Source organism: Neolewinella maritima (assembly GCF_923081025.1).
Lineage (GTDB): Bacteria > Bacteroidota > Bacteroidia > Chitinophagales > Saprospiraceae > Neolewinella > Neolewinella maritima.
On sequence record NZ_CAKLPZ010000003.1, the window covers coordinates 76349 to 99225 of the forward strand.

Annotated in this window: 22 protein-coding genes; 14 read left to right on the top strand and 8 right to left on the bottom strand. The window is 62.0% G+C overall.

Translation table 11 applies throughout. From position 1 onward, the window contains the following. Nucleotides 1-201: 201 nt before the first annotated feature. The 4 genes from MJQ68_RS11960 (at nucleotide 202) to queG (ending at nucleotide 5554) form a co-directional block, all read left to right on the top strand. The gene (locus tag MJQ68_RS11960) at nucleotides 202-2199 is read left to right on the top strand and encodes a thioredoxin domain-containing protein (RefSeq protein ID WP_238751351.1); all 1998 of its coding nucleotides are present in this window, start codon (nucleotides 202-204) and stop codon (nucleotides 2197-2199) included. After that, nucleotides 2196-3176, top strand: a complete 981-nt coding sequence (locus tag MJQ68_RS11965) for a PorP/SprF family type IX secretion system membrane protein (RefSeq protein ID WP_238751352.1) — start codon at nucleotides 2196-2198, stop codon at nucleotides 3174-3176. The genes MJQ68_RS11960 and MJQ68_RS11965 overlap by 4 nt, the downstream gene beginning before the upstream one ends. A gap of 150 nt (nucleotides 3177-3326) precedes the next feature. Further along, nucleotides 3327-4559, top strand: a complete 1233-nt coding sequence (gene porK / locus MJQ68_RS11970; RefSeq protein WP_238751353.1) for a T9SS ring complex lipoprotein PorK/GldK — start codon at nucleotides 3327-3329, stop codon at nucleotides 4557-4559. A 65-nt stretch (nucleotides 4560-4624) separates the two neighbouring features. Further along, nucleotides 4625-5554 (top strand): tRNA epoxyqueuosine(34) reductase QueG, encoded by a 930-nt coding sequence (queG, locus tag MJQ68_RS11975; RefSeq protein ID WP_238751354.1) that lies wholly within the window; start codon nucleotides 4625-4627, stop codon nucleotides 5552-5554. A 143-nt stretch (nucleotides 5555-5697) separates the two neighbouring features. Here queG and lspA read toward each other — a convergent pair whose 3' ends face one another. Further along, nucleotides 5698-6186, bottom strand: coding sequence for a signal peptidase II (gene lspA, locus MJQ68_RS11980; protein ID WP_238751355.1), 489 nt, complete (start codon nucleotides 6184-6186; stop codon nucleotides 5698-5700). Between the two features lie 27 nt (nucleotides 6187-6213). Beyond that, the gene (locus tag MJQ68_RS11985) at nucleotides 6214-7563 is read right to left on the bottom strand and encodes a TlpA family protein disulfide reductase (RefSeq protein WP_238751356.1); all 1350 of its coding nucleotides are present in this window, start codon (nucleotides 7561-7563) and stop codon (nucleotides 6214-6216) included. A 140-nt stretch (nucleotides 7564-7703) separates the two neighbouring features. On the opposite strand from MJQ68_RS11985, the gene MJQ68_RS11990 reads away from it, so the two are divergent. Together MJQ68_RS11990 and MJQ68_RS11995 are read left to right on the top strand one after the other, a co-directional pair. Then, entirely contained in the window at nucleotides 7704-8186 is a 483-nt protein-coding gene (locus MJQ68_RS11990) for a hypothetical protein (RefSeq protein WP_238751357.1), read from the top strand. A 3-nt stretch (nucleotides 8187-8189) separates the two neighbouring features. After that, nucleotides 8190-9314, top strand: a complete 1125-nt coding sequence (locus tag MJQ68_RS11995) for a glycosyltransferase (protein WP_238751358.1) — start codon at nucleotides 8190-8192, stop codon at nucleotides 9312-9314. A 4-nt stretch (nucleotides 9315-9318) separates the two neighbouring features. Here the strand turns inward: MJQ68_RS11995 and tsaD are convergent, their stop codons facing one another. Continuing rightward, complete coding sequence (tsaD, locus tag MJQ68_RS12000) at nucleotides 9319-10311, bottom strand: tRNA (adenosine(37)-N6)-threonylcarbamoyltransferase complex transferase subunit TsaD (protein ID WP_238751359.1); 993 nt, start codon at nucleotides 10309-10311, stop codon at nucleotides 9319-9321. A 171-nt stretch (nucleotides 10312-10482) separates the two neighbouring features. Here tsaD and MJQ68_RS12005 point away from each other — a divergent pair, with 171 nt between their 5' ends. The 5 genes from MJQ68_RS12005 to MJQ68_RS12025 all read left to right on the top strand — a co-directional run bounded on the left by MJQ68_RS12005 (nucleotide 10483) and on the right by MJQ68_RS12025 (nucleotide 14850). Continuing rightward, nucleotides 10483-11064, top strand: coding sequence for a hypothetical protein (locus MJQ68_RS12005; protein WP_238751360.1), 582 nt, complete (start codon nucleotides 10483-10485; stop codon nucleotides 11062-11064). Then, nucleotides 11055-11903 carry a DUF3822 family protein gene (locus MJQ68_RS12010; protein WP_238751361.1) on the top strand — a complete coding sequence of 283 codons (849 nt, stop codon included), beginning with the start codon at nucleotides 11055-11057 and terminating at the stop codon, nucleotides 11901-11903. The genes MJQ68_RS12005 and MJQ68_RS12010 overlap by 10 nt, the downstream gene beginning before the upstream one ends. A gap of 22 nt (nucleotides 11904-11925) precedes the next feature. Further along, nucleotides 11926-12468, top strand: coding sequence for an RsmD family RNA methyltransferase (locus MJQ68_RS12015; RefSeq protein ID WP_238751362.1), 543 nt, complete (start codon nucleotides 11926-11928; stop codon nucleotides 12466-12468). Nucleotides 12469-12548: 80 nt separating this feature from the next. Further along, complete coding sequence (locus MJQ68_RS12020) at nucleotides 12549-13244, top strand: outer membrane beta-barrel protein (RefSeq protein ID WP_238751363.1); 696 nt, start codon at nucleotides 12549-12551, stop codon at nucleotides 13242-13244. 79 nt (nucleotides 13245-13323) lie between these two features. Beyond that, nucleotides 13324-14850: a GH3 family domain-containing protein gene (locus MJQ68_RS12025; protein WP_238751364.1), complete on the top strand. Its 1527-nt coding sequence runs from the start codon at nucleotides 13324-13326 to the stop codon at nucleotides 14848-14850. Between the two features lie 104 nt (nucleotides 14851-14954). Here the strand turns inward: MJQ68_RS12025 and MJQ68_RS12030 are convergent, their stop codons facing one another. Beyond that, on the bottom strand, nucleotides 14955-16445 hold the full coding sequence (locus MJQ68_RS12030) for a Na+/H+ antiporter NhaC family protein (RefSeq protein ID WP_238751365.1): 1491 nt from the start codon (nucleotides 16443-16445) through the stop codon (nucleotides 14955-14957). A gap of 161 nt (nucleotides 16446-16606) precedes the next feature. On the opposite strand from MJQ68_RS12030, the gene MJQ68_RS12035 reads away from it, so the two are divergent. From MJQ68_RS12035 to MJQ68_RS12045, 3 genes are read left to right on the top strand one after another with little or no spacing between them, the layout of a single operon-like run. Then, entirely contained in the window at nucleotides 16607-16885 is a 279-nt protein-coding gene (locus MJQ68_RS12035; RefSeq protein ID WP_238751366.1) for a hypothetical protein, read from the top strand. Beyond that, nucleotides 16886-17788, top strand: coding sequence for a TIGR01777 family oxidoreductase (locus tag MJQ68_RS12040; protein ID WP_238751367.1), 903 nt, complete (start codon nucleotides 16886-16888; stop codon nucleotides 17786-17788). It begins immediately after the preceding gene. Continuing rightward, entirely contained in the window at nucleotides 17785-18555 is a 771-nt protein-coding gene (locus tag MJQ68_RS12045; protein ID WP_238751368.1) for a TIGR03915 family putative DNA repair protein, read from the top strand. The genes MJQ68_RS12040 and MJQ68_RS12045 overlap by 4 nt, the downstream gene beginning before the upstream one ends. Here the strand turns inward: MJQ68_RS12045 and MJQ68_RS12050 are convergent. From MJQ68_RS12050 to MJQ68_RS12065, 4 genes are all read right to left on the bottom strand, one after another. Next, complete coding sequence (locus tag MJQ68_RS12050; protein ID WP_238751369.1) at nucleotides 18539-19024, bottom strand: GNAT family N-acetyltransferase; 486 nt, start codon at nucleotides 19022-19024, stop codon at nucleotides 18539-18541. The genes MJQ68_RS12045 and MJQ68_RS12050 overlap by 17 nt on opposite strands. Nucleotide 19025: 1 nt before the next feature. After that, entirely contained in the window at nucleotides 19026-19586 is a 561-nt protein-coding gene (locus MJQ68_RS12055) for a phosphoribosyltransferase (protein WP_238751370.1), read from the bottom strand. 466 nt (nucleotides 19587-20052) lie between these two features. Then, complete coding sequence (locus tag MJQ68_RS12060; RefSeq protein ID WP_238751371.1) at nucleotides 20053-20613, bottom strand: hypothetical protein; 561 nt, start codon at nucleotides 20611-20613, stop codon at nucleotides 20053-20055. 56 nt (nucleotides 20614-20669) lie between these two features. After that, complete coding sequence (locus MJQ68_RS12065; RefSeq protein WP_238751372.1) at nucleotides 20670-22838, bottom strand: outer membrane protein assembly factor BamB family protein; 2169 nt, start codon at nucleotides 22836-22838, stop codon at nucleotides 20670-20672. Nucleotides 22839-22877 lie beyond the last annotated feature (39 nt).

The following is a 22877-nucleotide window of genomic DNA, read 5'->3' on the forward strand; positions in this document are numbered from 1 at the left end:
TGCTGCATACTATTCTATTCGATAGCAGGAGGTGCGTAGATATCCGGTTATACACTATACGATCAGGTAACAGCAGCTCGGACCGGAGGCCACTCGACCGAAGCTCCTACCGTCAACCTTTGCTGGTAGCGAGCCTTTTCTTTCCACCGCACCCGCGGCCCCGCCCCCCAATGCCCGCCTAAACCCCCCTAACCCCTTCCCATGAACCGCCTAGCCCAGCAAACCTCCCCCTACCTGCTCCAGCACGCCCATAATCCCGTAGACTGGTACCCCTGGGGCGACGAGGCGCTGGAGCGTGCGCGGCGGGAGGATAAACCCATCCTGGTCAGCATCGGCTACTCGACCTGCCACTGGTGCCACGTGATGGAGCGGGAGAGTTTCGAGGTGCAGGCTACGGCGGAGGTGATGAACCGCCACTTCGTTTGTATCAAGGTAGACCGCGAGGAGCGGCCCGATGTGGACCAAGTATACATGGATGCCTGTCAGGCCATCACCGGCGGGGGTGGCTGGCCCCTGAACGCCTTCCTGCTGCCCGACGCGCGGCCCTTCTACGCCGGCACCTACTACCCGCCGGAGCGCAAGTACAACCGCCCGTCCTGGACCGAGCTGCTGGAGTACATCGCCCGCACCTATCGCGAAGACCGGCAGGAGATCGAGGAGCAGGCGCAAAAACTGGTAGAGAACATCCGCACCGGCAGCGACCGGATGCTGGGTATCGAACTACCGGAGAACGCCGGTATGGAGCAATTGATGGAACAGCTGCGGGGAGCGTACGACGAGGCGCGCGGCGGTTTCGGCGGAGCACCCAAGTTTCCGCAGAGTCAGGCGCTGGAGTTGCTGCTGGCGCACGGCATACTGAGCGGGAACAACCACGACGTCTACCGCGCCGGACGGAGTATGCGCGCCATGCTCGACGGCGGCATCTACGACCAGCTCGGCGGGGGCTTCAGTCGGTATACGGTAGATGCCCACTGGCGGGTACCCCACTTCGAGAAGATGCTCTACGACAACGCCCTGCTGCTGCGCCTGCTGGGTAAGCTGCAGGCCGTAACCCCCGACGACCGCTACCTGCAGGCCATTGAGGAGACCACCGCTTGGCTGCAGCGCGAGATGGCCCTGCCCGGTGGCGGCTACCGCGCCGCACTCGACGCCGACAGCGAGGGGGTAGAGGGCAAGTACTACGTCTGGCAGTACCGTGAACTGGAAGACCTGTTGCCGGCCGAGGACGTGGAGGCCGTGGCTGAATTCTACGGTATCACCCACGCCGGCAACTGGGAGGAGGAAGCCACCAACATCCCCTACCGGCCCGTGGGAAGCGCCGAGCTGACCCCGAGGATCGCCGCCGCCCGCGAGCTGTTGGCCACCGAGCGCCGCAAGCGCGTGCCCCCCGGGGCCGACGATAAGCTGATCCTGCAGTGGAACGCCCTGCTGATATCGGGCTGGTGCCAGTGCTACCGCGGCACGGGCGAGGCGCGCTACCTAGAGCTGGCTACCTATCTCTACCGGCACCTGCGGGAAAAACTGCACCACGACGGACAGTGGTACCGCAACCTGACCAGCGGTCAGCTCGGTGCGCCGGCCTACCTGGACGACTACGCCGCCCTGGCCGCCGCCGCCCTGGACCTGAGCGAGGCTACGCTGGACCTGCGGTATGCCCTGGAGGACGGCCGTCAGCTAGTCGATCACGTACTGGCTACCTTCTCTGACGCGGACGATCGTATGTTCTACCTGCGCCCGCCGGCGGAAAGCGAGCTGCCCGTGGCTACGCAGGACTTCTATGACAATGCCCTGCCTAGCGGCAACTCCCAGATGGCCCATACGCTGTACCGGCTGGGTCGTCTAACGGGGGAAGAGGTATACACCCGGCGGGCCGAGCGAATGCTGTCTGCCCTGGCCGGAGCCCTGCAGCGCTACCCTACGAGTTTTGCCGGCTGGGGGCTGACGGCCCTGCTACAGGCCTATCCGGAGCGGGAGTTGGTGGTGACCGGACCGGGGGCAGTGGCGGCGGCGACCGAATTCCTGTCGGACTACCGACCCGGCTTACTTATTGTCGCAGCCGAGTACGACCGGTGGTCGCTTCCCCTGTTAGAGAATCGTTACCTTTCGGAACTACGCTACTTTGTCTGCGAGAACCGAAGCTGCCAACTGCCGGTTGCTACGGCTGAGGCGGCACGCGAACTGTTAGACCTACGTACATGACCCGACAGCTATTCTTCTTTGTCTGTTTACTGGTAGCCGGAACCGCCCCGATAGCTGTCGGGGCGCAGCAATTTGCGCAGTACAGTCTGTTTTGGCTCGACCCGGTGCAGTTCAACCCCGCCTACGCCGGACTGGACAATAGCCTCAGCGTCACGGCCTCCTACCGGGCGCAGTGGACCGGACTGGACGGACAGCCTACCGGACAGCGCGTCAGCGCGCACCTCCCCGTCTACTTTCTGAGCAGTGGCTTCGGCGTCGAGGGCGAGCGGGACGAGATCGGTGCCCGTACGATGAACCGCTTCGGGGCCAGCTGGAACTACCAGCTGGTGCGCCCCACGGCGGTGTGGTCGGTCGGCCTGTCGGCCCGCTACCAGCAGATGAGCCTAAACGGCGCCCTGCTACGCAGTACCGACGGACTGTATGACGAGCCGGGCGTGATCGTACACAATGACGACCTCATCCCCACCGGCACGGAGGGGGCGGGTACGCTGACCATCGCCGCCGGACTCTACTACCAGGCCGAGCGGCTGGAGGGCGGCCTCTCCGTACGCAACCTTAATGAGGGTACCATCACGTATCCCGGGCTAGACTACCAGCTGGGGCGGCAGTACCACGGCTACCTGCGGGCGCGCTTCGACGTGCTGCGGGCCTGGGACGTTTCACCGATGCTCTTTGCGGTCAGTGACGGCACGCAGCACCAGCTCAGTTTCGGGGGCATTGCGCGCTACAATGAAAATATCTTCGCGGGCGCGGCCTACCGGGGCTACAATAATGCTACCTCGGATGCGATTGTATTAATGGCCGGACTGAACCTGAGCGATAAGATTTCCGTAGCGTATGCATACGACCTCACGCTTTCGGAACTGCGCACGGTGCAGGACGGCAGCCACGAGATCAGCCTGAAGTACAATCTGCGGCAGCGCATCGGAGCGGGTATCCCGCCACCCGTGATCTTTAATCCCCGCACCAAACAGTAGGGGCTTTGTCGGCCTGCCGCCCTTCAGACGACTGCGGCACGTTAAACTTAGCGTTACCCGCTGCCTAACGTACTAACTATGTTTTTACCTTCGTTTCGTACTTGTCCTTCCCCTCCTTCGAAAACCAAGCCGCATCCCACGGCCACCCGCATGAAAAACTTTCTACATACCGTACTAGCTGTTTCCGCGCTGGCCCTGATGCTCTCCAGCTGCGGCGGTAGCAAAGAAACCGGCGAGCTCGTCGGCTCCCTCGATCGACCCACCTGGAAGGGTGTACAGCCTTACGGCATGGTCTACGTACCGGCCGGTACCGTCCACGTCGGCAACAGCGACCAGGATATCACGGGTACCTTCATCCAGCGTCCCAAGTCCGTGACCATCAACGGCTTTTACATGGACGATACCGAGATCTCCAACAACGAGTACCGGCAGTTCATGGAGTGGGTACGCGACTCGATCGCCCACGTCATCCTCGGTGACGTAGACGAGAACGGCAACATCGACTGGGAACTCCCCATCGACTACGGCGATGAGGCCCTGTCCGAACTGTACCTCGAAGAGTACTACGCCGGCAAGAAGCAGGTCAACACCAACCTCTACGAATACACCTACTCTGAAGTCGACTGGACGGAAGCCTCCATGGCCCGCCCCCGCGGCGAAGACGGCAACGGCATCACGCCCTACATCTCCGAGAAGACCGTCAATGTATATCCCGATACGCTGGTCTGGGTCCGTGACTTCGCCTACGCCTACAACGAGCCCATGACCCGGGTCTACTTCAGCCACCCGGCCTACGATAACTTCCCCGTAGTGGGTATCGACTGGCACATGGCCCGCGCCTTCTCCTTCTGGCGCACCACGCTGTGGAATCAGTACAACGAAGAAGCGCTCATCGAGCAGTTCCGCCTGCCCACCGAGTACGAATTTGAATACGCCGCTCGCGGCGGCAAGCAGAGCGCGCCCTACCCCTGGGGTGGCCCCTACACCCGCAACTCGAAGGGCTGTCTGCTGGCTAACTTCAAGCCCGGCCGCGGCAACTACGCTGATGACGGTGGCTCCTACACCGTACCCGTCGATGCCTACTACCCCAACGACTACGGCCTCTACAACATGGCCGGCAACGTAGCCGAGTGGACCATCACCTCCTTCCAGGAAAACGCCACCGGCTTCGTCCACGACTTCAACCCCGATATCCGCTACAACGCCAAGGACGACGATCCGATCTCCTATAAGCGTAAGGTGATCCGCGGCGGTAGCTGGAAAGACATCAGCTTCTACCTCCAGAACGGCACCCGTACCTTCGAATACCAGGATACGACGAAGTCCTACATCGGTTTCCGCAACGTGATGTCCTTCACCGGTCGCTCGATCAACGATTTCTAGGAAGGCCCCCCTTCCTTACCTTAACGGCCGCTCCGATCATCCGGGGCGGCCGTTTTGCGTCTACCATGAATCCCACCCAGCTCGCCACCCACATCAAGCAGACGGCCTACGACCTCGGTTTCGGCTTCGTGGGCATCGCCCGGGCCGAACGCATGGAGCCCGAAGAGCAGCGTCTGGAAGCCTGGCTCAACGCCGGCCACCACGGCACGATGCAGTGGATGGAGAACCACTTCGACAAGCGCGTCGATCCCACCAAGCTGGTGCCCGGCGCGAAGTCGGTCATCAGCCTGCTGTACAACTACTTCCCGGCCGACGATACCCCCAGCCAGGAGGCCCCCAAGCTGGCCCGCTACGCCTACGGGCAGGACTACCACCACGTCGTACGCGCCAAGCTAAAGGAACTGGTGCACCGCCTGGAGGAATCGCTCGCGCACCCCATCGACGGCCGGGTATTCGTAGACAGTGCCCCGGTACTGGAACGCGACTGGGCCGCGCGCGCCGGTGCGGGGTGGGTGGGCAAGAACACCCTGCTGCTCAACCCCAAAGCCGGTAGCTACTTCTTCCTTGCCGAGCTCATCTCCGATCTGGCCCCGGCCGTAGACCAGCGCATCCGCGACCACTGCGGTACCTGCACCCGCTGCATCGACGCCTGCCCCACGGAGGCCATCAGCCCGTCCGGCTACGTCGTAGACGGCAGCAAGTGCATCAGCTACCTCACCATCGAGCTCAGAGAGGCTATCCCCGAAGAGTTCGCCGGCCGCATGGAGGGCTGGGCCTTCGGCTGCGACATCTGTCAGGAGGTCTGTCCCTGGAACCGCTTCAGCACGCCCCACGACGAGCCCGCCTTCCTCCCGCACCCGGAGCTCCCCGCCATGGGCCCGCGCGAATGGCAGGAGATGACGCAGGAGGTCTTCAGCCGGGTCTTCCGCAAATCTGCGGTGAAGCGTACGAAGTTTGGGGGCTTGCGGCGGAATGTTAGGTTCCTGGGGGAGTAGACCACTTTGTGGGTAGACCAGCTTCGCTGGGGGTAGACTGCTTCGCAGGTAGACCGCTTCGCGGAGTAGATGGTCCACTCCGCGAAGCGGTCTACCCACGACAGTGGTCTATCTAGCCAAAGGCGGTCTACCCGCGAAGCGGTCTAAGTCCGAGAAGGCCGAAGCGCAAAAGGCAGCATAATAAACATCCCCCCCATGATCGCCATATCTGCGACGTTGAAGATGCCGGTCTGCAGGCCGAGGGCCTTGAGGTGGAGCATATCGACGACGTGGCCGTAGAGGAGTCGGTCGACGATGTTGCTCAGGCCGCCGCCGACGATGAGGGACAGGGCTACGACCTGCCAGCCGTTGAGGAGCTTTTCGCGGAAGATGTAGTAGAGAAGCGCGATCAGGAGCAGGGCCGGGAAGAGGTTGAGCAGGATCGGGCGCCAGGTGTCATTGAGGCCGGAGCCGATGCTGAGGAAGGCTCCCGTATTGTGCACGTGGGTCAGGCGTAGGATACCGTCAAGGTAGAACTGATCGGGCTCCCCCTGGAGGTGAACGGTAGCCAGGTACTTAGTCCACTGATCGAGCCCTACCGAGACGGCTACGACGACGAGTACGACCAGCAGCCGGGAACGAAAGGTCTTCATGGGGGGCAAAGGTAGCGTACCGGAGTCTTAGCGACTACCCAGCACCTCAGCGAGCTTGCGCTCCAGCTCGGCACCGCGTAGGTTGCGGGCCAGGATGGTGCCGTCGCGGTCGAGCAGTACGGTCTGCGGGATGGAGGTGACCCCGTACAACTGCCCGTACGCACTCTGCCAGCCCTGCAGGTCGGAGACGTGGAGCCAGTCCAGCTTATCGGCAGCAATAGCCCCCTCCCAGCGCTCGCGGCGATCGTCCAGACTGACGCCCAGAATCTCGAAACCCCGATCTTTATACTTGTGGTACATCTTCACCACATTGGGGTTTTCGCGGCGGCAGGGACCACACCAACTGGCCCAGAAATCTAGGAGGACGACTTGTCCGCGCAGCGACTCCAGACTCAACTCCTCGCCCGCCGGAGTAGGCGCCGTGAAGAGCGGTGCCGGTGCACCGATGATGAAACTGGCCAGCCCGGCCGTCTGCTGCTTCACAAATGCAATAGCCCCGGGCTCGCTGTCCTCGTATTCATCGATAAGCGCGCGGGCTACGGGCATGGTGGCGGGGTGCTTGGCGGGGAACAGTGCACCCAGGGCGCCGCTGCGGGCCAGAAAACGCGCCTTGCCACCGGCGGGCCAGTGGGCCGTCTGCTCCAGTATGACATCGGCGATCTCGTCGGCCGGCAGGGCCTTGAGTAGGGTAGTGGTGAAGCCGCGGGTGCCCTCGAAGGTCCACGACAGGTCGTCATAGCCCGGGTCCGTGAAGTCTACGAACTGAAAGTAGGTCTGCGCGTAGTGACCGACCTCGCTGGGGTACTGCTCCTGATCCGCCGAGTAGTAGCTGAGGTAGGTATTCAGGCTGGCGACGCGGCCGAGCAGGGGATATTCGATTGCCATACGGGCGACCAGCTCGCGCTTGTCCTGATCGAGCTGCCGCATGGCCTCCTTCCCCTCGCGGTTGACCCGCTCGTCCTGGATCACCTGGATGTCCTGGATCAGGGTAGTGTAGCGCTCGTTGAAGGCCTCGAAGTCGGCCTTGAGCTGTACGTAGGCGGTATTGATCGCGCTACCCCCTACCGTAGCCTGACGTAGCGCTTCGCAGTTGCCATGCAGCGTTAGGGAATCCTCACCGCCGAGGATGATCGGCACGGCGTTAGACGCATCGGTACCTATGTAGCGAAATACGGGTTCGGGTATCGATAGGCTGAGTTGGTACGACCCGTCCGGCCGCTCTGCCAGCGGTAGCAATGGCTCGAAGCCAAAGCCGGTGAAGCGAAATAATTGGATGGGTTGGGTGCAGTCCGCAAGCTCGGCGGTCAGGGTCACTTGCCGCTGGGCGGTCAGCGTACCGGTAGTGAGTACACAAAGCAGGAGAAGGATACGCAGCATACCGCGAATTTACGGCCAAACCTCCGCACCCGCGACCCCGCCCACCGGTGTTGACCGATAAAACACGGCCGTCCGACGAAAAACGCCGCAGCATGCGCCCCCGCCGCCAACCCGCCGTACGTATAGCCTGTTTAGTCGGCATGGCATCCATCCGCTCCCCCTTCGAACGCTCGCCCATCCGTACCGCCCTGGGTATCGTCGTGGCGCTGGTCGTACTGTACGTGCTCTTCTCCATCGTCGGGTGGATCATCGCGCTGTTGTACCGTCTGGCCCCGCTGGCCCTGGTCGCCGCGCTCATCATCGACTACAAGGTGGTGGTCAATTACGTGACCGGCATCAAGAACCTGTTCCAGCGCAACTGGGTCTACGGCCTGGCCGCCAGCGCTCTGACCGTAGTGCTCTACCCCTTCGTATTCCTCTACTTCCTGGGCACCGCCCTGTTCAAAAAGAAGGTCCGCGAAGCCCGGCGGGAAGCCGACGTGCAACGCCACGGTAAATGGGTCGACTACGAGGAAGTAAGCAACGAGCCCATGGACATCGACGCCGACATCGAACTGCTGCCCCCTCCCCCCCCCGAGCCCCGCCGCCGCGACGAACCGGGCTACGACGAGTACTTCAAGTAAGCTTTGGGCGTACTGGCAGCCGTCCCCCCGCTCCTGGCCCTGGTCTACGGCCTGTGGCAGGCCTATAATTTCTACTACTGGCGGCGGGCTGCTGCCGTCCGGTATCCCGCTACTACCGAGCGGCTGACTATCGCCATTCTGGTCCCTTTCCGCAACGAAGCCGCCCACCTGCCGGCCCTAGTAGCATCGCTGCGGCAGCAGGATTACCCCACCGACCGCTACGAGATCGTGCTGCTGGACGATCACTCTACGGATGGCGGGGCCGCGGGTGCGCGGGAATTATACCCGGACATTAGGATAGTCCGACTGCAGGACCACCCAGACTATCACACCGACGTAGCCCACAAAAAAGCTGCCCTCCGGCTAGGTATGGATAGCACGAGCGCGCAGCTCATCGTGACCACCGATGCAGACTGTCGGTGGCCAGCCGGAGTACTCTCCGAACTCAACCGTATCGCCGCGGCGGGCTACGATGTAGTGCTGGGGCCAGTGGGTATTGCCCCGGTATATGATGCCTGCTCCGCCTTCCAGGCCCTGGATGTGCTGGGCTACCAACTCTTCACGGCGGCTACCGCAGCGGCGGGTACGCCGGCACTGGCCAACGGGGCCCACTTCGCCTTCCGGCGCACGGCCTTCGAAGGGGTAGGGGGTTACACTGGCGTTGATCACCTCCCCTCCGGCGATGACGTGCTGCTGCTGCATAAGTTCGTAGCGGCGGGCCTCCGGATCGCGTGTGCCACCTCCCCCGCGGTACAGGTGACGACGAAGCCGGAAGCCGGCTGGCGGGCTATGCTACTGCAGCGCATCCGCTGGGCGGGCAAGGCGGGGAACTACGGAAGCACCGCCCTGAGCGTAGCCCAGGGCCTGGCCTTTTTGACCTCCCTGGGTATCCTGGTAGGTCTGCTGTGGGGGCTATTCGATAGTCGTTTTCTGTGGGCTGCGGCCGTAGCCTGGCTATTCAAGGGAGTGGCGGATGCGGTGCTACTGCGGTCGGTCAGTCGGCACTACGGGCGGGGCGCGTTGATGCGGTGGTACGCCCTGGCCCAGCTGATCTACCCCTTCTACCTGGTGGGGGTGGGGACGGCGGCGTTACTGGGCGTAAAGGTAGCCTGGAAGGGGCGTGGTTGATCTACTAGAACCGGGCAGCCGGGGCTACATCCTGCCCTGCAAACAGCGCCTTGACGTACTTAAAGTTGGCCGTCACGCCGATCATGGCTGCATTGTCCGTGCAGTATTCGAGGCGGGGGACGAAGGTGGTCCAGCCGCGCTGCTGCCCCTCCGCTTCGAGTCGGGCGCGCAGCGCGCTGTTGGCGCTCACTCCACCGGCCAGGGCGACCTGTTTTAGCCCCGTCTGCTCGGCTGCGGTGACGAGCTTGCCGATGAGCGTACTTACGATGGCTTCCTGTACGGCGGCGCAGATATCGGGCAGGTGGTCGCGCACGTAGCCGGGATCTTCCTTCGCCTTTTTTTGTAGGGTATAGAGGATACTGGTTTTCAGTCCGCTGAAGCTGAAGTTCAACTCCCCCGGGTCGGGCTGAGCGAACTGTAGGACGGGCGTACCCGCAGCGGCTAGTCTATCGATCTCGGGGCCGGCGGGGTAGGGTAGGCCCAGTAGCTTGCCGGATTTATCGAAGGCTTCCCCCGCCGCATCATCGATGGTATAGCCGATGATCTCCTGGTCGAGCGCGTCGTGCACGACGATCAGTTGGGTGTGGCCGCCGGAAACGGTGAGGCAGAGAAAGGGGAAGTCGGGATAGGGGGGCTCGGCAAAGTGGGCCAGGACATGGGCCTGCATATGGTCTACCTCGATCAGAGGCAGGTCCCGCGCCAGGGCAAAGGCTTTGGCGAAACTGACGCCTACCATGAGCGAGCCGATGAGTCCGGGTCCGCGGGTGAAGGCGACCGCCTGGATGTCCTGTGCGGTCACCCCGGCCCGCTGCAGGGCTACGGCTACGGTGGGTACGATGTTGCGCTGGTGGGCGCGGCTGGCGAACTCGGGCACCACGCCTCCGTATTCGACGTGAACGGCCTGTCCGGCGGTGACGTTGCTCAACACCCGACCATCGCGGACGACGGCGGCGGAGGTGTCATCGCAGCTGGATTCAATGGCGAGTAGGGTAGGCATAGCCGGTCAAACAACAAAATCGAAGCCAGCGTTGCACCAAGTCGGAAGGCAATTGCATCTAGATGGGACAAGATGCCCTAACGCAGCCCCGGTGGAAAACGTATATTTACCCCGGGTGCCGGTAGCCGGCACGGGAAATTGTTTTATACTTGCACCACTTAACTGTCTACGATGCGCAAACTATTTAGCCTGGCTTTTCTGGTCCTGGCCTTTGTCCTGGCCTTCCTCCTGTACCGCAGTATCGAGGAGCCCATCACCTTCGCCGATCAGCGCGCACTGCGGGAAGACGCGGTATCCGACCAGCTCAAAATAATTCGCACCACCCAGGAAATGTACCGGGACATCACCGGCATGTTCGCCCCCAACTTCGATACCCTCAAGCAAGTACTGCGGGAAGGTCGCTTCACCGAAGTGCGCATCATCGGCGACCCCGATGACCCCAACTTCGACCCCACCACGGCCTACGACACGACCTATTTCCCCGCCATCGATAGCGTGAACGCGCTGGGTATCGACCTGGACCGGCTGGAGTACGTGCCCTACACCGACGACATGAGCTTCGACATCGCCGCCGACACCATCGACTACCAGTCGACTAAGGTGCCCGTAGTGCAGGTGGGTATTGCCCGCAAGGAGTTCATGGACCGTTTCGGCGACGTCCGCTTCAAGCGCTACGACCAGATGTACGATCCCAACAAGCCGCTCAAGTTCGGTGACCTCAGTAAGCCCAGCCTGGCCGGGAATTGGGAATAAGCAACAACGATATTACCGCACCGGCCTTCCGGCCGGATGCTACGCCTGATTACGAACTGTCTATCCTCACGGGGGTAGACAGTTTTGTGTATGTCATCCGCAACCGGATCACCAACCAGCTCCTGGCCTACCACCGCAGCGAGCTGCCGGCCGTAGAAGCCGTAGACCGACCTGCCCGACTGGCACAGCTGGTAGAAGCCGACGTCCGCCTGCGTGACCTCCGGTACGGAAACGTTTTACTGGGATGGGATACGCCGGCCTTCACGCTGGTACCGGACGATCTGTTCGACGGCACCCAGGCCCGCAGCTACCTCGAGCAGCTCACGGTCGTGGGTCTGGAGGACGAGGTCCGCCACGAAACCTACCACGAGCTGGGTAGTAGCCTGGTCTACGTAGCGCGCCGGGATGACCTGCTGGAGACCGCCCGTCTGTTCCACACCCCCCGCATACAGCACTACGCCGGCGGCCTGCTGACGGCCTGGGCATCGCGCGCGCGCCGGCTGCAGCACGAGGCAATCTCCTGCTCGGTACGGGGCAAGCGCCTACTGCTGGCCGGTCACCGCAACGGCAAGCTGCTGTATTATAATACCTTCACCTGGGAGTCTTCTCAGGATGCCGTGTACTATCTGCTGCTGGCCTACACCCAGGCCGGCTTCTCCCCCAGTCGTGCCGCGCTCTACCTCAGCGGGGAGATCGGGACGACGGATGAACTCTACTACCAGTTTTACCGCTACGTAGAGGATATTCGGTTCAGTGTCTATCCCGTGCCCCCTACCGTTGGGCCTATTTTGGAAGAGCTGCCCCCCCACCGCTACTTCGACCTGCTCTGCCTGGCCTGAGTACGCCCTACCTTTCTCTACCATGCGCATCATCTCCGGCAAGTTCAAGGGACGCCGCTTCAGCCCACCGGCGGACAACTGGCCCACCCGGCCCACCACCGACTACGCCAAGGAGGGACTGTTCAACCTGCTCAACAACCGCTTCTACTTCGAAGACCAGCGGGTGCTCGACCTGTTCGGCGGTACGGGTAGTCACGATTATGAATTCGTGAGCCGGGGCTGCTGTGACGTGACCTACGTAGACAAGCACCCCCCGGCGGTCAACTTCGTGAAGAAGACGGTCGCTACCCTGGGTATCGAAGACTGTATGCAGGTATGGCGCATGGATGTATTCAAGTTCATCGCCCGCCCGGTCACGGAACCCTATACCTACGTATTCGCCGGTCCGCCCTACCCGCTGCCCAATATCCCGGAACTGCCGGACCTGATCTTTGGCGCCGGCCTGATCGCGCCGGGTGGCCTGTTCGTACTGGAGCACAACCCCCACCACGACTTCACGGGCGATGAGCGCTGTACGGAAGTGCGCAATTATGGTAAGACGATCTTTAGCTTCTTCCAGACCTAAGTACGGCGAGAATCGACGGTAGGCCGATCATGACACGCGACACGGGCCGGCGGAAGCGTTAGCTAGCAAACCGAGGGTGTATGTGCCGGCTTTGCTTGTTGTTCCTGCTGTTTTCCTGCGCGCTATCCGGCCAGACCCTGGAGCGAAGCTTCGGTCTGGAGCTCACCCCCCAGCTCGGCGGACAACGGATTTCCGGCACCAGCAATGCCACCTTCACCCAACTCGACCGGCTGGATAGCCTGGAGCAGGGCGGCTTCAGTTACGGCCTGGGACTGACCTACGAATCGCGGGTCGACCGCATCGGCTACACCACCGGACTGCGCTTTACCCACCTGGGCTATACTACTATGCAGCAGGCACGTCCCGGAGTGACGGGGGGGACCTTCTCCGAAGAACTGACGGCTAATTACCTGGCCATCCCCTTCGAGCTCAACTTCTACCAGGACGCTACCGAGCGGGATCGCGTGATGTTCTTCCTTGGTGTCGGCTTACAGTACCACCTTGGCAGCCGCACCGAGCGTACCATCTACCAGGACGGGCAGGCACAGGGCACCGAGCGCCTCCCGGACGATGCGGTAGACTACCGGGGGCTGGTCACTTCCCTGACCACCGGCATCGGCTACGATCGCAAGCTGAGCAGTGACTGGGCTATCCGCTTTCAGCCGACCTTTCAGTTCTTCCTGAATGGTAACCTGCGTCCTACCGATACTACGGTAGCCAACCGCAACTACTATCAGGTGGGCCTGCGGGTAGTGGTGCGACGGCTATTTATCTAGTCGCACTCCGCACGCGAACGTGTAGCCAGCCACTTACGTTACTCCACCCGTACTGCTTGCTTCACCTTAGCCCCCTCCTATGGCCTTCTACGGACACGTTATCAAAGCCCTGATCGAAACCAAGCACGCGCTGCTACCGCACGAGCCCAACGATCCGGCCGCCGCCCAGGAGGAGCAGCTGCGTGACCTACTCGAGACTGCCAAGGATACCGCCTTCGGTAAGTACTACAACTTCGCCGGTATCCTGGAGGCGGAGGACATCCGCACGGCCTACGGCGAGCGGGTCCCCCTGCACGACTACCAAACCATGAACGAAGAGTGGTGGAAGCAGCAACGCCACCATCCGGACATCACCTGGCCCGGGCGCCCTGAATTCTTTGCCCTCAGCAGCGGCACCACCGGTAAGAAAAGCAAGCGCATCCCCGTCACCGAAGAGATGCTTGAGTGCACCCAGCGCGTGGGCCGCGGACAGGCCGAGTGTCTGGCCAACTTCGACCTGCCCGCAGAGCTGTTCGAAAAGGATATCCTGATGCTTACCAGCTCCGCCGACCTCGACGAGAAGGACGGCTACAAGGAGGGCGAGATCAGCGGCATCAACGTCAGCAACATGCCCGAATTCATGGAAGGCGTCTACAAGCCCGGCCTGGAGATCGCCCAGATCGCCGACTGGGACGAGCGCGTACAGCGCATCGCCGAGGAAGCCCCGAAGTGGGATGTCGGCGCCCTGGCCGGTATCCCCTCCTGGATGGTCATGATGCTGCGCAAGGTCATCGAGCACAATAAGCTGAAGAACATCCACGACATCTGGCCCAACCTAAGCGTATACACCACCGGTGGCGTGGCCTTCGAGCCCTACCGCGAGGTCTTCGAGTCGCTGCTGGCCCGCCCCATCGTGATCATGGATACCTACCTGGCCAGCGAAGGCTTCTTTGCCTTCAATGCCCGGCCCGACACCATGGCCATGGAGATCGCACTCGACCACGGCATGTACTTCGAATTCGTGCCCCACAACGAACGTGGTTTCGACGCCACCGGCACTATTCTGGATAAGCCCGAGGTCCTGGATTTCCGGCAGGTAGAAGAGGGTACGGACTACGCCCTCATCGTCTCCACCCCCGCCGGCGCCTGGCGCTACATGATCGGCGACACCATCAAATTCGTCGACAAGGCGAAAATGGAGATCGTCATCACCGGCCGCACCAAGTATTTCCTCAACGTAGTCGGCAGTCAGCTTTCCGAAGAGAAACTCAACAAGGCCATCCAGGTACTCAACAAGACGGCGGGGTCGCAGGTGAAAGAATTTGCCGTAGGCGCGGTCAAGCGCGCAGAAGACGGAGAGTACGTCCACCAGTGGATCCTCGGTCTGGAAGCCGGCGAACTAGACGCCGAGCGCGCCAAGCAGATCATCGACGACCACCTCAAGGAGGTCAACAAGAACTACGCCGTAGCCCGCCAGAAAGCCCTCAAGGACCTGCGCGTGAAGGTAGTCCCCGCCGATCGCCTCTACGCTTTCCTGGAGCAGACCAAGAAGAAGGGCGGACAGATCAAGTTCCCCAAGGTGATGCCGGAGGAGAAGCTTACTGACTTGCTGGCGTTTTTGGGTTAAACACGGAGTACACGGAGGTGAATGCACGGAGGTACACTGAGCGTGAGACGTAACACCTCGGTGTCCCTCCGTGCCCTACCTCCGTCCACCTCCGTGTTTAAACCCTACCACACCAACCCCAACACCAAATAAAGCCCGGCCGCAATCCCCCCAGCCAGCCCCGCATACGGCAGCTGCGTCTTCACGTGGTCGATGTGGTCGGTGGAGGAGGCCATGCTACTCAGGATGGTCGTATCCGAAATAGGGGAGCAGTGATCGCCGAACACCCCCCCGCCCAGGACGGCAGCTACGGCCATGAGCACGTTGGCGTCCATATCACGGGCCATGGGTACGGCGATGGGGATCATGATGGCGAAGGTGCCCCAACTCGTACCGGTACTGAAGGCGATGAAGCAGGTCACGACGAAGACCAGGAAGGGCACCAGGCCGGGCGAGAGCCAGCCCCGGGCCACCTCGGAGACATAGATACCGGTCTCCAACTGGCGGCAGAGTCCGCCGATCGCGAAGGCCAGGAGCATGAGCAGGGCCAGGGGGATCAGTCCGGCAATACCCTTCAGGACCAGATCGACCGACTCCCGGATACCGAAGATGCCCTGGGCCTTGTAGAAGGTCATGGACACCAAGATGGACAGGGTAACCGCCACCAGTACAGCCGTAGATCCACTACCACTGCCGATGGCCTGGAAGATCATTGCACCGGCGGACGCGCCCGCTCCCAGTGCGGTACGGGCCTCCTCCCAGCCGGTGTAGGCCAGCATGAAGGGCATGAAGACGACCATAACCGCGATGGGGATGACCATATTGACCGCCCGGGGTGTGACGCCCTCCTTGGCCTCGATGCTGGTGAGCTCCTCATCGACTACGGGGGTGGCGCCTTCGTTGAGGGTTTGTCCCCGGCGGGCCCGCTGCTCGGCGCGCTTCATGGGGCCCCACTCGACGCCGGTGAGGATGACAGTGGGCACCAGCAAGATGGCGGCCAGGGCGTAGAAGTTGTAGCCCATGGCCTGTAGCATCGTGCTGAAGGGATTCTCGAAACCCTGGGCGGCGAGCAGGGTCATGATGAAGGCCCCCCAGCCGTTGAAAGGGATCAGGATGGAGCTGGGGGCGGAGGAGGAGTCGGCGATGTAGGCCAGTTTCTCCCGACTCAGGCCCAGCTTGTCGAAGATGGGGCGGTACAGGGTGCCGACGGTAAGCACGCTGATGCTAGATTCCACGAAGACCAGCACGCCGGTGATCCAGGCCAGTAGCTGCACGACCTTGCGGCTGGAGCCATCCTGCCGCTCCTCGTAGCTCCGTAGTCGCCGCTCGATGGCCGTGATGAAGCCCGCTACGCCGCCGCTGCGCTGCATGAACACGATGAGTGCTCCGACGAGGGCGCAGAACATGATGGTGCGGGTGTTACCGGCGTCGGCAAAGACATCGACCAGTCCCTGCATCGTATCCAGGAAGCCGATCCAGGGGTTGCCGTCGGCCAGGATCACGTAGCCTAGAAAAATGCCCGCCAGGAGGGAGATGAAGACTTGCCGGGTGAGGATCGCCAGCAGGATCGCGATGACGGGGGGCAGGAGGGTGAGGATGCCTAGTTGTTCAGCCATAGGTAGGGGCCGCTGCGCGGGTTTAGACCGCGTATCGCGGGTAGCTCGCCTTCGGCTCGATGGGTGCAAGGTAGGGCCTGGAGGGAGGAACTCTTTCGGGCCCGGCGTGTCTAAACATTGCGGGCGGGCGGCGCGCTTAGCAAAGTATAAATTAGCTACACATGGCAAAGACCATCAAGACCATCGATCAGAACCTCATCAAGGCCTTTGCCGAGGCACGCAACGGGCTGCCGGCCATGGTAGACCAGGTGCAGGATGGCTACAACAGCCAGCCCCTGCGGTTTCACTTCGATGAGGTGGATAATAAAGATGCCTTCGACCTCAATCCGGTCAGCTGGCAGGTCTTCTTCCTGGAGATGCAGAACCGGGAGCTCGCCCTAGCCTACGAGGAGGACGGTGACGATCCCTACTTCTATGAGTTCGTACCCGCCAACGCCTAGATGATGCAGACCGTACTCATCGGGGGAGGAAGTGGATTCGTGGGCATGCACCTGTCGCGCCGACTGCGCCGTGACGGCTACGCCGTACGCCACCTGAGCCGAAGCAAGCGACCAAACGCCGAATTCCCCACCTTCCAGTGGGACGTCATGGCCGGTACCGCGGAGGACGAGGCCTTCACCGGGGTCGACTACGTGATCAATCTGACGGGCGCCGGCATCGCCGACGAGCGCTGGACGGAGGCGCGCAAGCAGGTCATCATTAGCAGCCGCACCCAGTCTACCCAGCTACTGGCGCGGTCGCTGGAGCGGTTGGACGTGCGGCCCAAGCTATACATCTCCGCCAGTGCCATCGGCTACTACGGCGATCGGGGAGAGCAGCTGCTGACGGAGCAAGACCGGCCGGGCACCGGCTTTCTAAGCGAATCCTGTGTGGCCTGGGAGCAGTCGACCGAGGCGATCGCCCAGTTGGGTATCCCGCTTTGCATCAACCGCACCGGTATCGTACTACACCCGGAGGCGGGGGCCTTGCAGAAGATGCTGCTGCCCCTGAAGGTGTGGACCTCGACCTACTTCGGCGACGGGCAGCAGTACTACAGCTGGATCCACATAGAGGATATCGTGAGTGTCTATGCGCACATGCTACAGCATACGCTGACGGGCGTCTACAACGGCACGGCTCCGAATCCGGTCCGCAACAAGCAATTTGCCGAAGCCCTGGGGCCGGCAATAAATAAGAAGGCCGTCGTGCTACCCGCACCCGTGCCGGCACTGAAGGTCGCCCTAGGGGAGATGAGCCATACCGTGCTGGACAGTGCCCGCTGCTCGGCGGCGAAGATCGAAGCCACCGGATTCCGCTTCGCTTACCCCGAACTCAGTCAGGCCCTCGAACAGCTGCTGGGGTGATCTTTACCTACGACGGCTCGTTTGCGGGATTACTCTCCGCCATCTTCGAGGTGTTTCGCCTGCGGGCCGATGCCATCGACGTAGTGGCGGAAGACCGCTACCAGCAGCAGCTGTTTGCCGAAGCGATCCACGTGCCAACCGATGAGGCGCATGCGAAGCGAGTTCGGGTAGGGCTGAAGAAACGCAGCGAGAATTCCCAGGTCATCCAACTATTGCGACACGCCTTTCTGACCGAGCAGCCGGAGGTGGAGCGGCTGATCCTGCACTTTATCCGGCGGCAGATGGCGGTACACGCCCTGGACGTAAGCAAGGATGCGGGCGACGAGAAGATCCGCCGCATCCTCCGGCTCAAGCAGCAGATGGGGCGCGAGGTGCACCGGATGCATGCCTTTACCCGCTTTCAGCTTACGCCGGACGGGATGTATGTGGCCCTGGTCAATCCCGACTTCAACTGCCTGCCCCTGATCGGCGATCACTTCGCGGCCCGCTACCCGGCTATGGAGTGGCTGATCTACGATACGAACCGTCACTACGGCCTGCACTGGAACAGTCAGACGAAGCGGGCGGAGTTCATCACGCTCGATTCCGGTCAGGACGGGAATTTGCGCAGCTTATCCACCGAGATGCTAGATGCGGCCGAGACCGACTACCAGCAACTCTGGCAGACCTACTTCAAGGCCGTCGATATTCCCGAGCGGAAGAACCTGAAGCTGCACTTGCAGCACGTACCGAAGCGCTACTGGAAGTACCTCACCGAAAAGATTTGAGCATGAAGCGGTCACAGCCACTGTGTCCGGTAGCTCCCATGGGGCCGTCGATGGGCTCGAAGCCGTACTTCGCGTAGACCTGAGCGGCCGTGGTCATGGCCGTGACCGTCTCCAGGTACATCGCTGCAAAGCCATCCCGCTGGGCAGCAGCCAGACAGGTTTCCATCAGCAGCTTACCGCCGCCCAGGCCGCGGGCTTCGGGCAGCAGGTACATCTTGCGCAGTTCGCAGACCGTGCCGTCGCCACCGTCCAGGGGGGCATAGCCGCCTACGCCTACTATGGCATCTGCGGCGGTAGTGAGCACGTAGAAGGCCGCGCGGGGCTGCCGGTAGGCGGCGTACATATCGTCGAGCTCCGGATCGTTGATCGAAAACCCTTCACCGACGCAGTTGAATTCCGGCATAACGGTGCGTACGACCCGGGCTACGGCGGGATTGTCGGCGGGGGTGATGGGACGTAGGGAAAGCATCTCAGTAGTCTTCGGCAAGTTGGTAGATGGCGGGTAGCTGGCGGCCGAGACCGTCGTAGTCCAGCCCGTAACCCACTACGAATTTAGTCGGTATGCTGAATCCGATCAGGTCGATGTCGACGGGCACCCGCTGGGCATCCGGCTTATGGAGTAGGGTGACCAACGTAATCGAGCGGGGCTGCAGCTCGCGGAGCACGGGTAGGAAAGCCTGCATGGTGAGTCCGCTGTCGACGATATCCTCGATGAGCACTACGTCCTTGTCCCGTACCAACTCCTCTTCGGGGGGGAGTAGCAACTTGACCTGACCGCCCGATTCCGTGCCGGTGTAGCTGCTGGTGCGTACGAAACACACCTCGCCACCCAGCCGGCTGGCCCGCACCAGATCGGCGGCGAAAACGAAAGCTCCCTTCAGCATCACGACGAAACTGGGGGCTCCTCCAGATAGCCGGTCGTACAGTTCCTGCCCCATGGCCTCTACCCGCTGCTGGATCTCCTGCTCCCCGATGAAGGGCTGAAAGGTGTGCTCGTGGAGCTGGATACGAGCGGGGAGGGGAGGGAGCATGCTAAAATTTCTGTAGGCCAAAGGAACGCAAAATTGCCGCCGGACCGGTCGGACAGCGGTACGCGTGCTGCCGTAGTACGGGAATTGACGTGCTAACAGTAGCGTATTGTCCTATACTCGTTTTAGAACTAAACGATACAATCTTGTGGTAACACAAAACAATGTTTCATCATATGATGAGCCACAGTCGATCATGCGGAATACCGAATCTATATTATTCGTTGCTATGGCAATAATTCAAACTTTAATTTGCAATTATACCTAGATACTTACCGATAGTTTTACTGAGTACTGCATACGCGAAATACGGTCTGCATAACTTTTATGCCTTGAGACTTGGAAATTCCCTGCCGATAGTCCCTATATTTGAATGCACGTACGGCTCCCGGGCCACCTGCGTGACGATGAATAATTTGGTTTTATTTGGTTAGGGCTGAGGTGGTGCTGTGGTGGCACTACCTCTTTTTTATTTCCAGCGGACCGTAATGGTCGCGTCCAGATCGTCGCCAAAACGGTTGACCTGCTCCGTCCGGATATCGTAGCCGAGCGCCGGATCGTAGGTCAGCCGGTGCGTACCATCGGAGAGCACCGTGCCGGTCTTGCGTAGCACGACAATCTTGGTGGGTCGATCATCGATCAGGGTGACCTCCAGTTGCCGCGTCTGCATACTGCTGTCCGTAGCGGTATACACCCGCACCTGCGCCCCGCCGCCCTGCGCTTCTTCCTCCGCGAGCGTGTACTTATCGAGCCAGGCCGGCTTATTGATGTCTGCCTCCCGGAAGAGCCGCAGATCGGTGGCAAACCGCAGGTCATCCAGCTCCTTCGATTCCTCTACGCCGTTGAGCACGATCGTTTTACGTACCGTAGGATCAAGAGCGGTGAGGCTATCCACCTGTGCGTCGATATAGCCCGCCAGGTCGAAGAAGGGCTCCCGCTCCATATCCTGCTGTAGCTCGTCGGCGTAGCAGCCGGTCAGTAGGGGGAAACACAGCAGCAGTAGCAACAGGGAGGGAAGTCGGTAAGTCATCGAGGATGTAAACCTGCGAGGGTAGCGTAGGTTGCCCTGCCCCCGTGGGTGGGGCGCTACTTGGCGGGTAGGGCGAAGGCCACGTAGCGGTCGCCCGACTTCGTACCGAGTTTGCCGCCCCCACAGGCGACCACCACGTACTGCCGCCCGGCTACGGCGTATACTGACGGCGTGGCATAGCCGGCTGCCGGTAGCGGAGCCTCCCAGAGCAGCGCGCCGTCGCGGGTGCGGAAGGCCCGGATCTTCTCGTCCAGCGTAGCGGCGATGAACAGGATGCCACCGGCCGTAGCGACCGGTCCGCCGTAGTTCTCACTCCCCGTATCGTCGATGCCCCGCGCGGCCAGGTCCGGGTAGCTACCCAGGGGCACTTGCCAGCGGATACTGCCGAGGTCGAGGTCCAGGGCCGTCAGGGTACCCCAGGGCGGGGCGGTAATGGGGTGACCGTCGCGGGTCTTCAGTCGCCGGTAGCCGTCCATGATGTAGGGGTAGGGCCAGGGCCCCGCGCCGGTGGCTTCCACCTTGTCACTCTGGCCGTCCGCTGCCTGCGGAGCTTCTAGCACAGCATCCTCGGGGAGGGTCAGTATCCATTCGGTGACCTCGCGGACCTGTTGGTCGCTCAGCCAATTGACGGCTGGCATGGCCCCCTGTCCGTTCAGGATGGTTTGGGTGATTTGTGGGCCGTCGAGCCGACCGGCCAGTCCCAGTAGCGAGGGACTTTGGAATACGCCGCCGCCCCGGAGGTCGCTGCCGTGGCAGGCCTGACAGGCCATCGCGTAGACTGCCCGCCCGGGATCCTGACCGGCCAGGTCCGCTACGGGGTTCATTTTCAGCATCCAGGGCATCTCGTTGGCGTTGACGAAGAACAGCCGGTCGGTGGGGGAGTAGGATGCCCCACCCCATTCCGCCCCGCCATCGAAGCCCGGAAACATGACCGTCCCCTGCTCGCTGGGCGGAATGAAGGGACCGCCATACCGGCTGCGGGTCAGTAGCTCCCGAGCCTCACGGTTCATCACGCTATCGAAGGGGTACAAGTCCTCGGCGGTGAGCCGTTGCCGCGTAAAGGGCGGCGGCAGTACGGGCATAGGCTGGGTCGGACTACTGGTCTCGCCCAGCAGGTCACTGGCCGGAAAACTGCGCTCTTCGACCGGGAATAGCGGCTCGCCGGTATCCCGGTCGAGCAGGAACAGGTAGCCGCCCTTGGTGACCTGCGCTACCGCATCCCGCGCCGCGCCGTCGTGCTGCACCGTCAGTAGGACGGGGGTGGCTGGGTGGTCGCGATCCCACAGGTCGTGGTGCACGGTCTGGTAGTGCCACACTCGTTTGCCGGTACGCGCATCGAGGGCCAGTACGCAGTTGGCGTAGAGGTTGTCGCCGGGGCGGTTGCCGCCGTAGAAGTCGTAAGCTGCCGAACCCGTGGGTACATAGACGTAACCGCGTTCTGTATCCAGACTCATGCCAGCCCAGGCATTGGCCCCGCCGGTGAGGGGAGAGCGGTCGGCGGGCCAGGTCTCGGCCCCCGCCTCTCCCGGCTCGGGAAGGGTATGGAAGATCCACCGCAGCGCACCCGTTTCCAAGTCGAAGGCCCGGATATGGCCCGGAGCGGCACCCAGGTCCTCACTGACCCGACCGCCCATAATGATCAGGTCCTCGAAGATCACGCCCGGACTGGTAGAGATCACGAACTGCTCCTGCGCGCCCTCGCCCAGTCCGGTGTGCAGATCCACCCGTCCGTCCGTGCCGAAGGCGCGTACCGGCTCTCCCGTAGTGGCATCCAGCGCATAGAGGAAGGGTCCGGCGGGATAGTAGATACGGGCCTGGCTACCGTCCGTCCAGTAGCTCAGGCCCCGGTTCGTACTCATCCCGAGCAGTTCATCGCTGAACACGACGGGGTCGAAGGTCCAGCGCTCCTGCCCGGTTGCGGCGTCCAACGCAAAGGCCTTGAGCTGCGGGTTAGTGCCGTACAGCGTACCGTCGATCACCAGCGGATTGCACTGGATCTGGCTGCGGTTCAGGGTGTCCAGGTCGCCGGAGGCATAGCTCCAGGCGGGTACCAGGCGGGCTACGTTGGAAGTATCTAGCTGGGTGAGTGCGCTATACTGCGTGGTGGCGGCATCACCTAGGTAGTGCCCCCAGTTCGCCGGCCGGTCAGAGAGGGGCGGGGGCGCGGGTGCGGTGTCGCAAGCCAGTAGCGATAGCAGGACCAGAACCACGAGAAAGCGGAGCATAGCCCGAATGTACGAAGCAGCCGCACGGACCTACAACTA

Coding starts and splice junctions, on each gene's coding strand:
- MJQ68_RS11960 (WP_238751351.1), top strand. CDS start 202: ATGAACCGCCTAGCCCAGCAAACCTCCCCCTACCTGCTCCAGCACGCC.
- MJQ68_RS11965 (WP_238751352.1), top strand. CDS start 2,196: ATGACCCGACAGCTATTCTTCTTTGTCTGTTTACTGGTAGCCGGAACC.
- porK (WP_238751353.1), top strand. CDS start 3,327: ATGAAAAACTTTCTACATACCGTACTAGCTGTTTCCGCGCTGGCCCTG.
- queG (WP_238751354.1), top strand. CDS start 4,625: ATGAATCCCACCCAGCTCGCCACCCACATCAAGCAGACGGCCTACGAC.
- lspA (WP_238751355.1), bottom strand. CDS start 6,186: ATGAAGACCTTTCGTTCCCGGCTGCTGGTCGTACTCGTCGTCGTAGCC.
- MJQ68_RS11985 (WP_238751356.1), bottom strand. CDS start 7,563: ATGCTGCGTATCCTTCTCCTGCTTTGTGTACTCACTACCGGTACGCTG.
- MJQ68_RS11990 (WP_238751357.1), top strand. CDS start 7,704: ATGGCATCCATCCGCTCCCCCTTCGAACGCTCGCCCATCCGTACCGCC.
- tsaD (WP_238751359.1), bottom strand. CDS start 10,311: ATGCCTACCCTACTCGCCATTGAATCCAGCTGCGATGACACCTCCGCC.
- MJQ68_RS12005 (WP_238751360.1), top strand. CDS start 10,483: ATGCGCAAACTATTTAGCCTGGCTTTTCTGGTCCTGGCCTTTGTCCTG.
- MJQ68_RS12015 (WP_238751362.1), top strand. CDS start 11,926: ATGCGCATCATCTCCGGCAAGTTCAAGGGACGCCGCTTCAGCCCACCG.
- MJQ68_RS12020 (WP_238751363.1), top strand. CDS start 12,549: ATGTGCCGGCTTTGCTTGTTGTTCCTGCTGTTTTCCTGCGCGCTATCC.
- MJQ68_RS12025 (WP_238751364.1), top strand. CDS start 13,324: ATGGCCTTCTACGGACACGTTATCAAAGCCCTGATCGAAACCAAGCAC.
- MJQ68_RS12030 (WP_238751365.1), bottom strand. CDS start 16,445: ATGGCTGAACAACTAGGCATCCTCACCCTCCTGCCCCCCGTCATCGCG.
- MJQ68_RS12035 (WP_238751366.1), top strand. CDS start 16,607: ATGGCAAAGACCATCAAGACCATCGATCAGAACCTCATCAAGGCCTTT.
- MJQ68_RS12040 (WP_238751367.1), top strand. CDS start 16,886: ATGATGCAGACCGTACTCATCGGGGGAGGAAGTGGATTCGTGGGCATG.
- MJQ68_RS12050 (WP_238751369.1), bottom strand. CDS start 19,024: ATGCTTTCCCTACGTCCCATCACCCCCGCCGACAATCCCGCCGTAGCC.
- MJQ68_RS12055 (WP_238751370.1), bottom strand. CDS start 19,586: ATGCTCCCTCCCCTCCCCGCTCGTATCCAGCTCCACGAGCACACCTTT.
- MJQ68_RS12060 (WP_238751371.1), bottom strand. CDS start 20,613: ATGACTTACCGACTTCCCTCCCTGTTGCTACTGCTGCTGTGTTTCCCC.
- MJQ68_RS12065 (WP_238751372.1), bottom strand. CDS start 22,838: ATGCTCCGCTTTCTCGTGGTTCTGGTCCTGCTATCGCTACTGGCTTGC.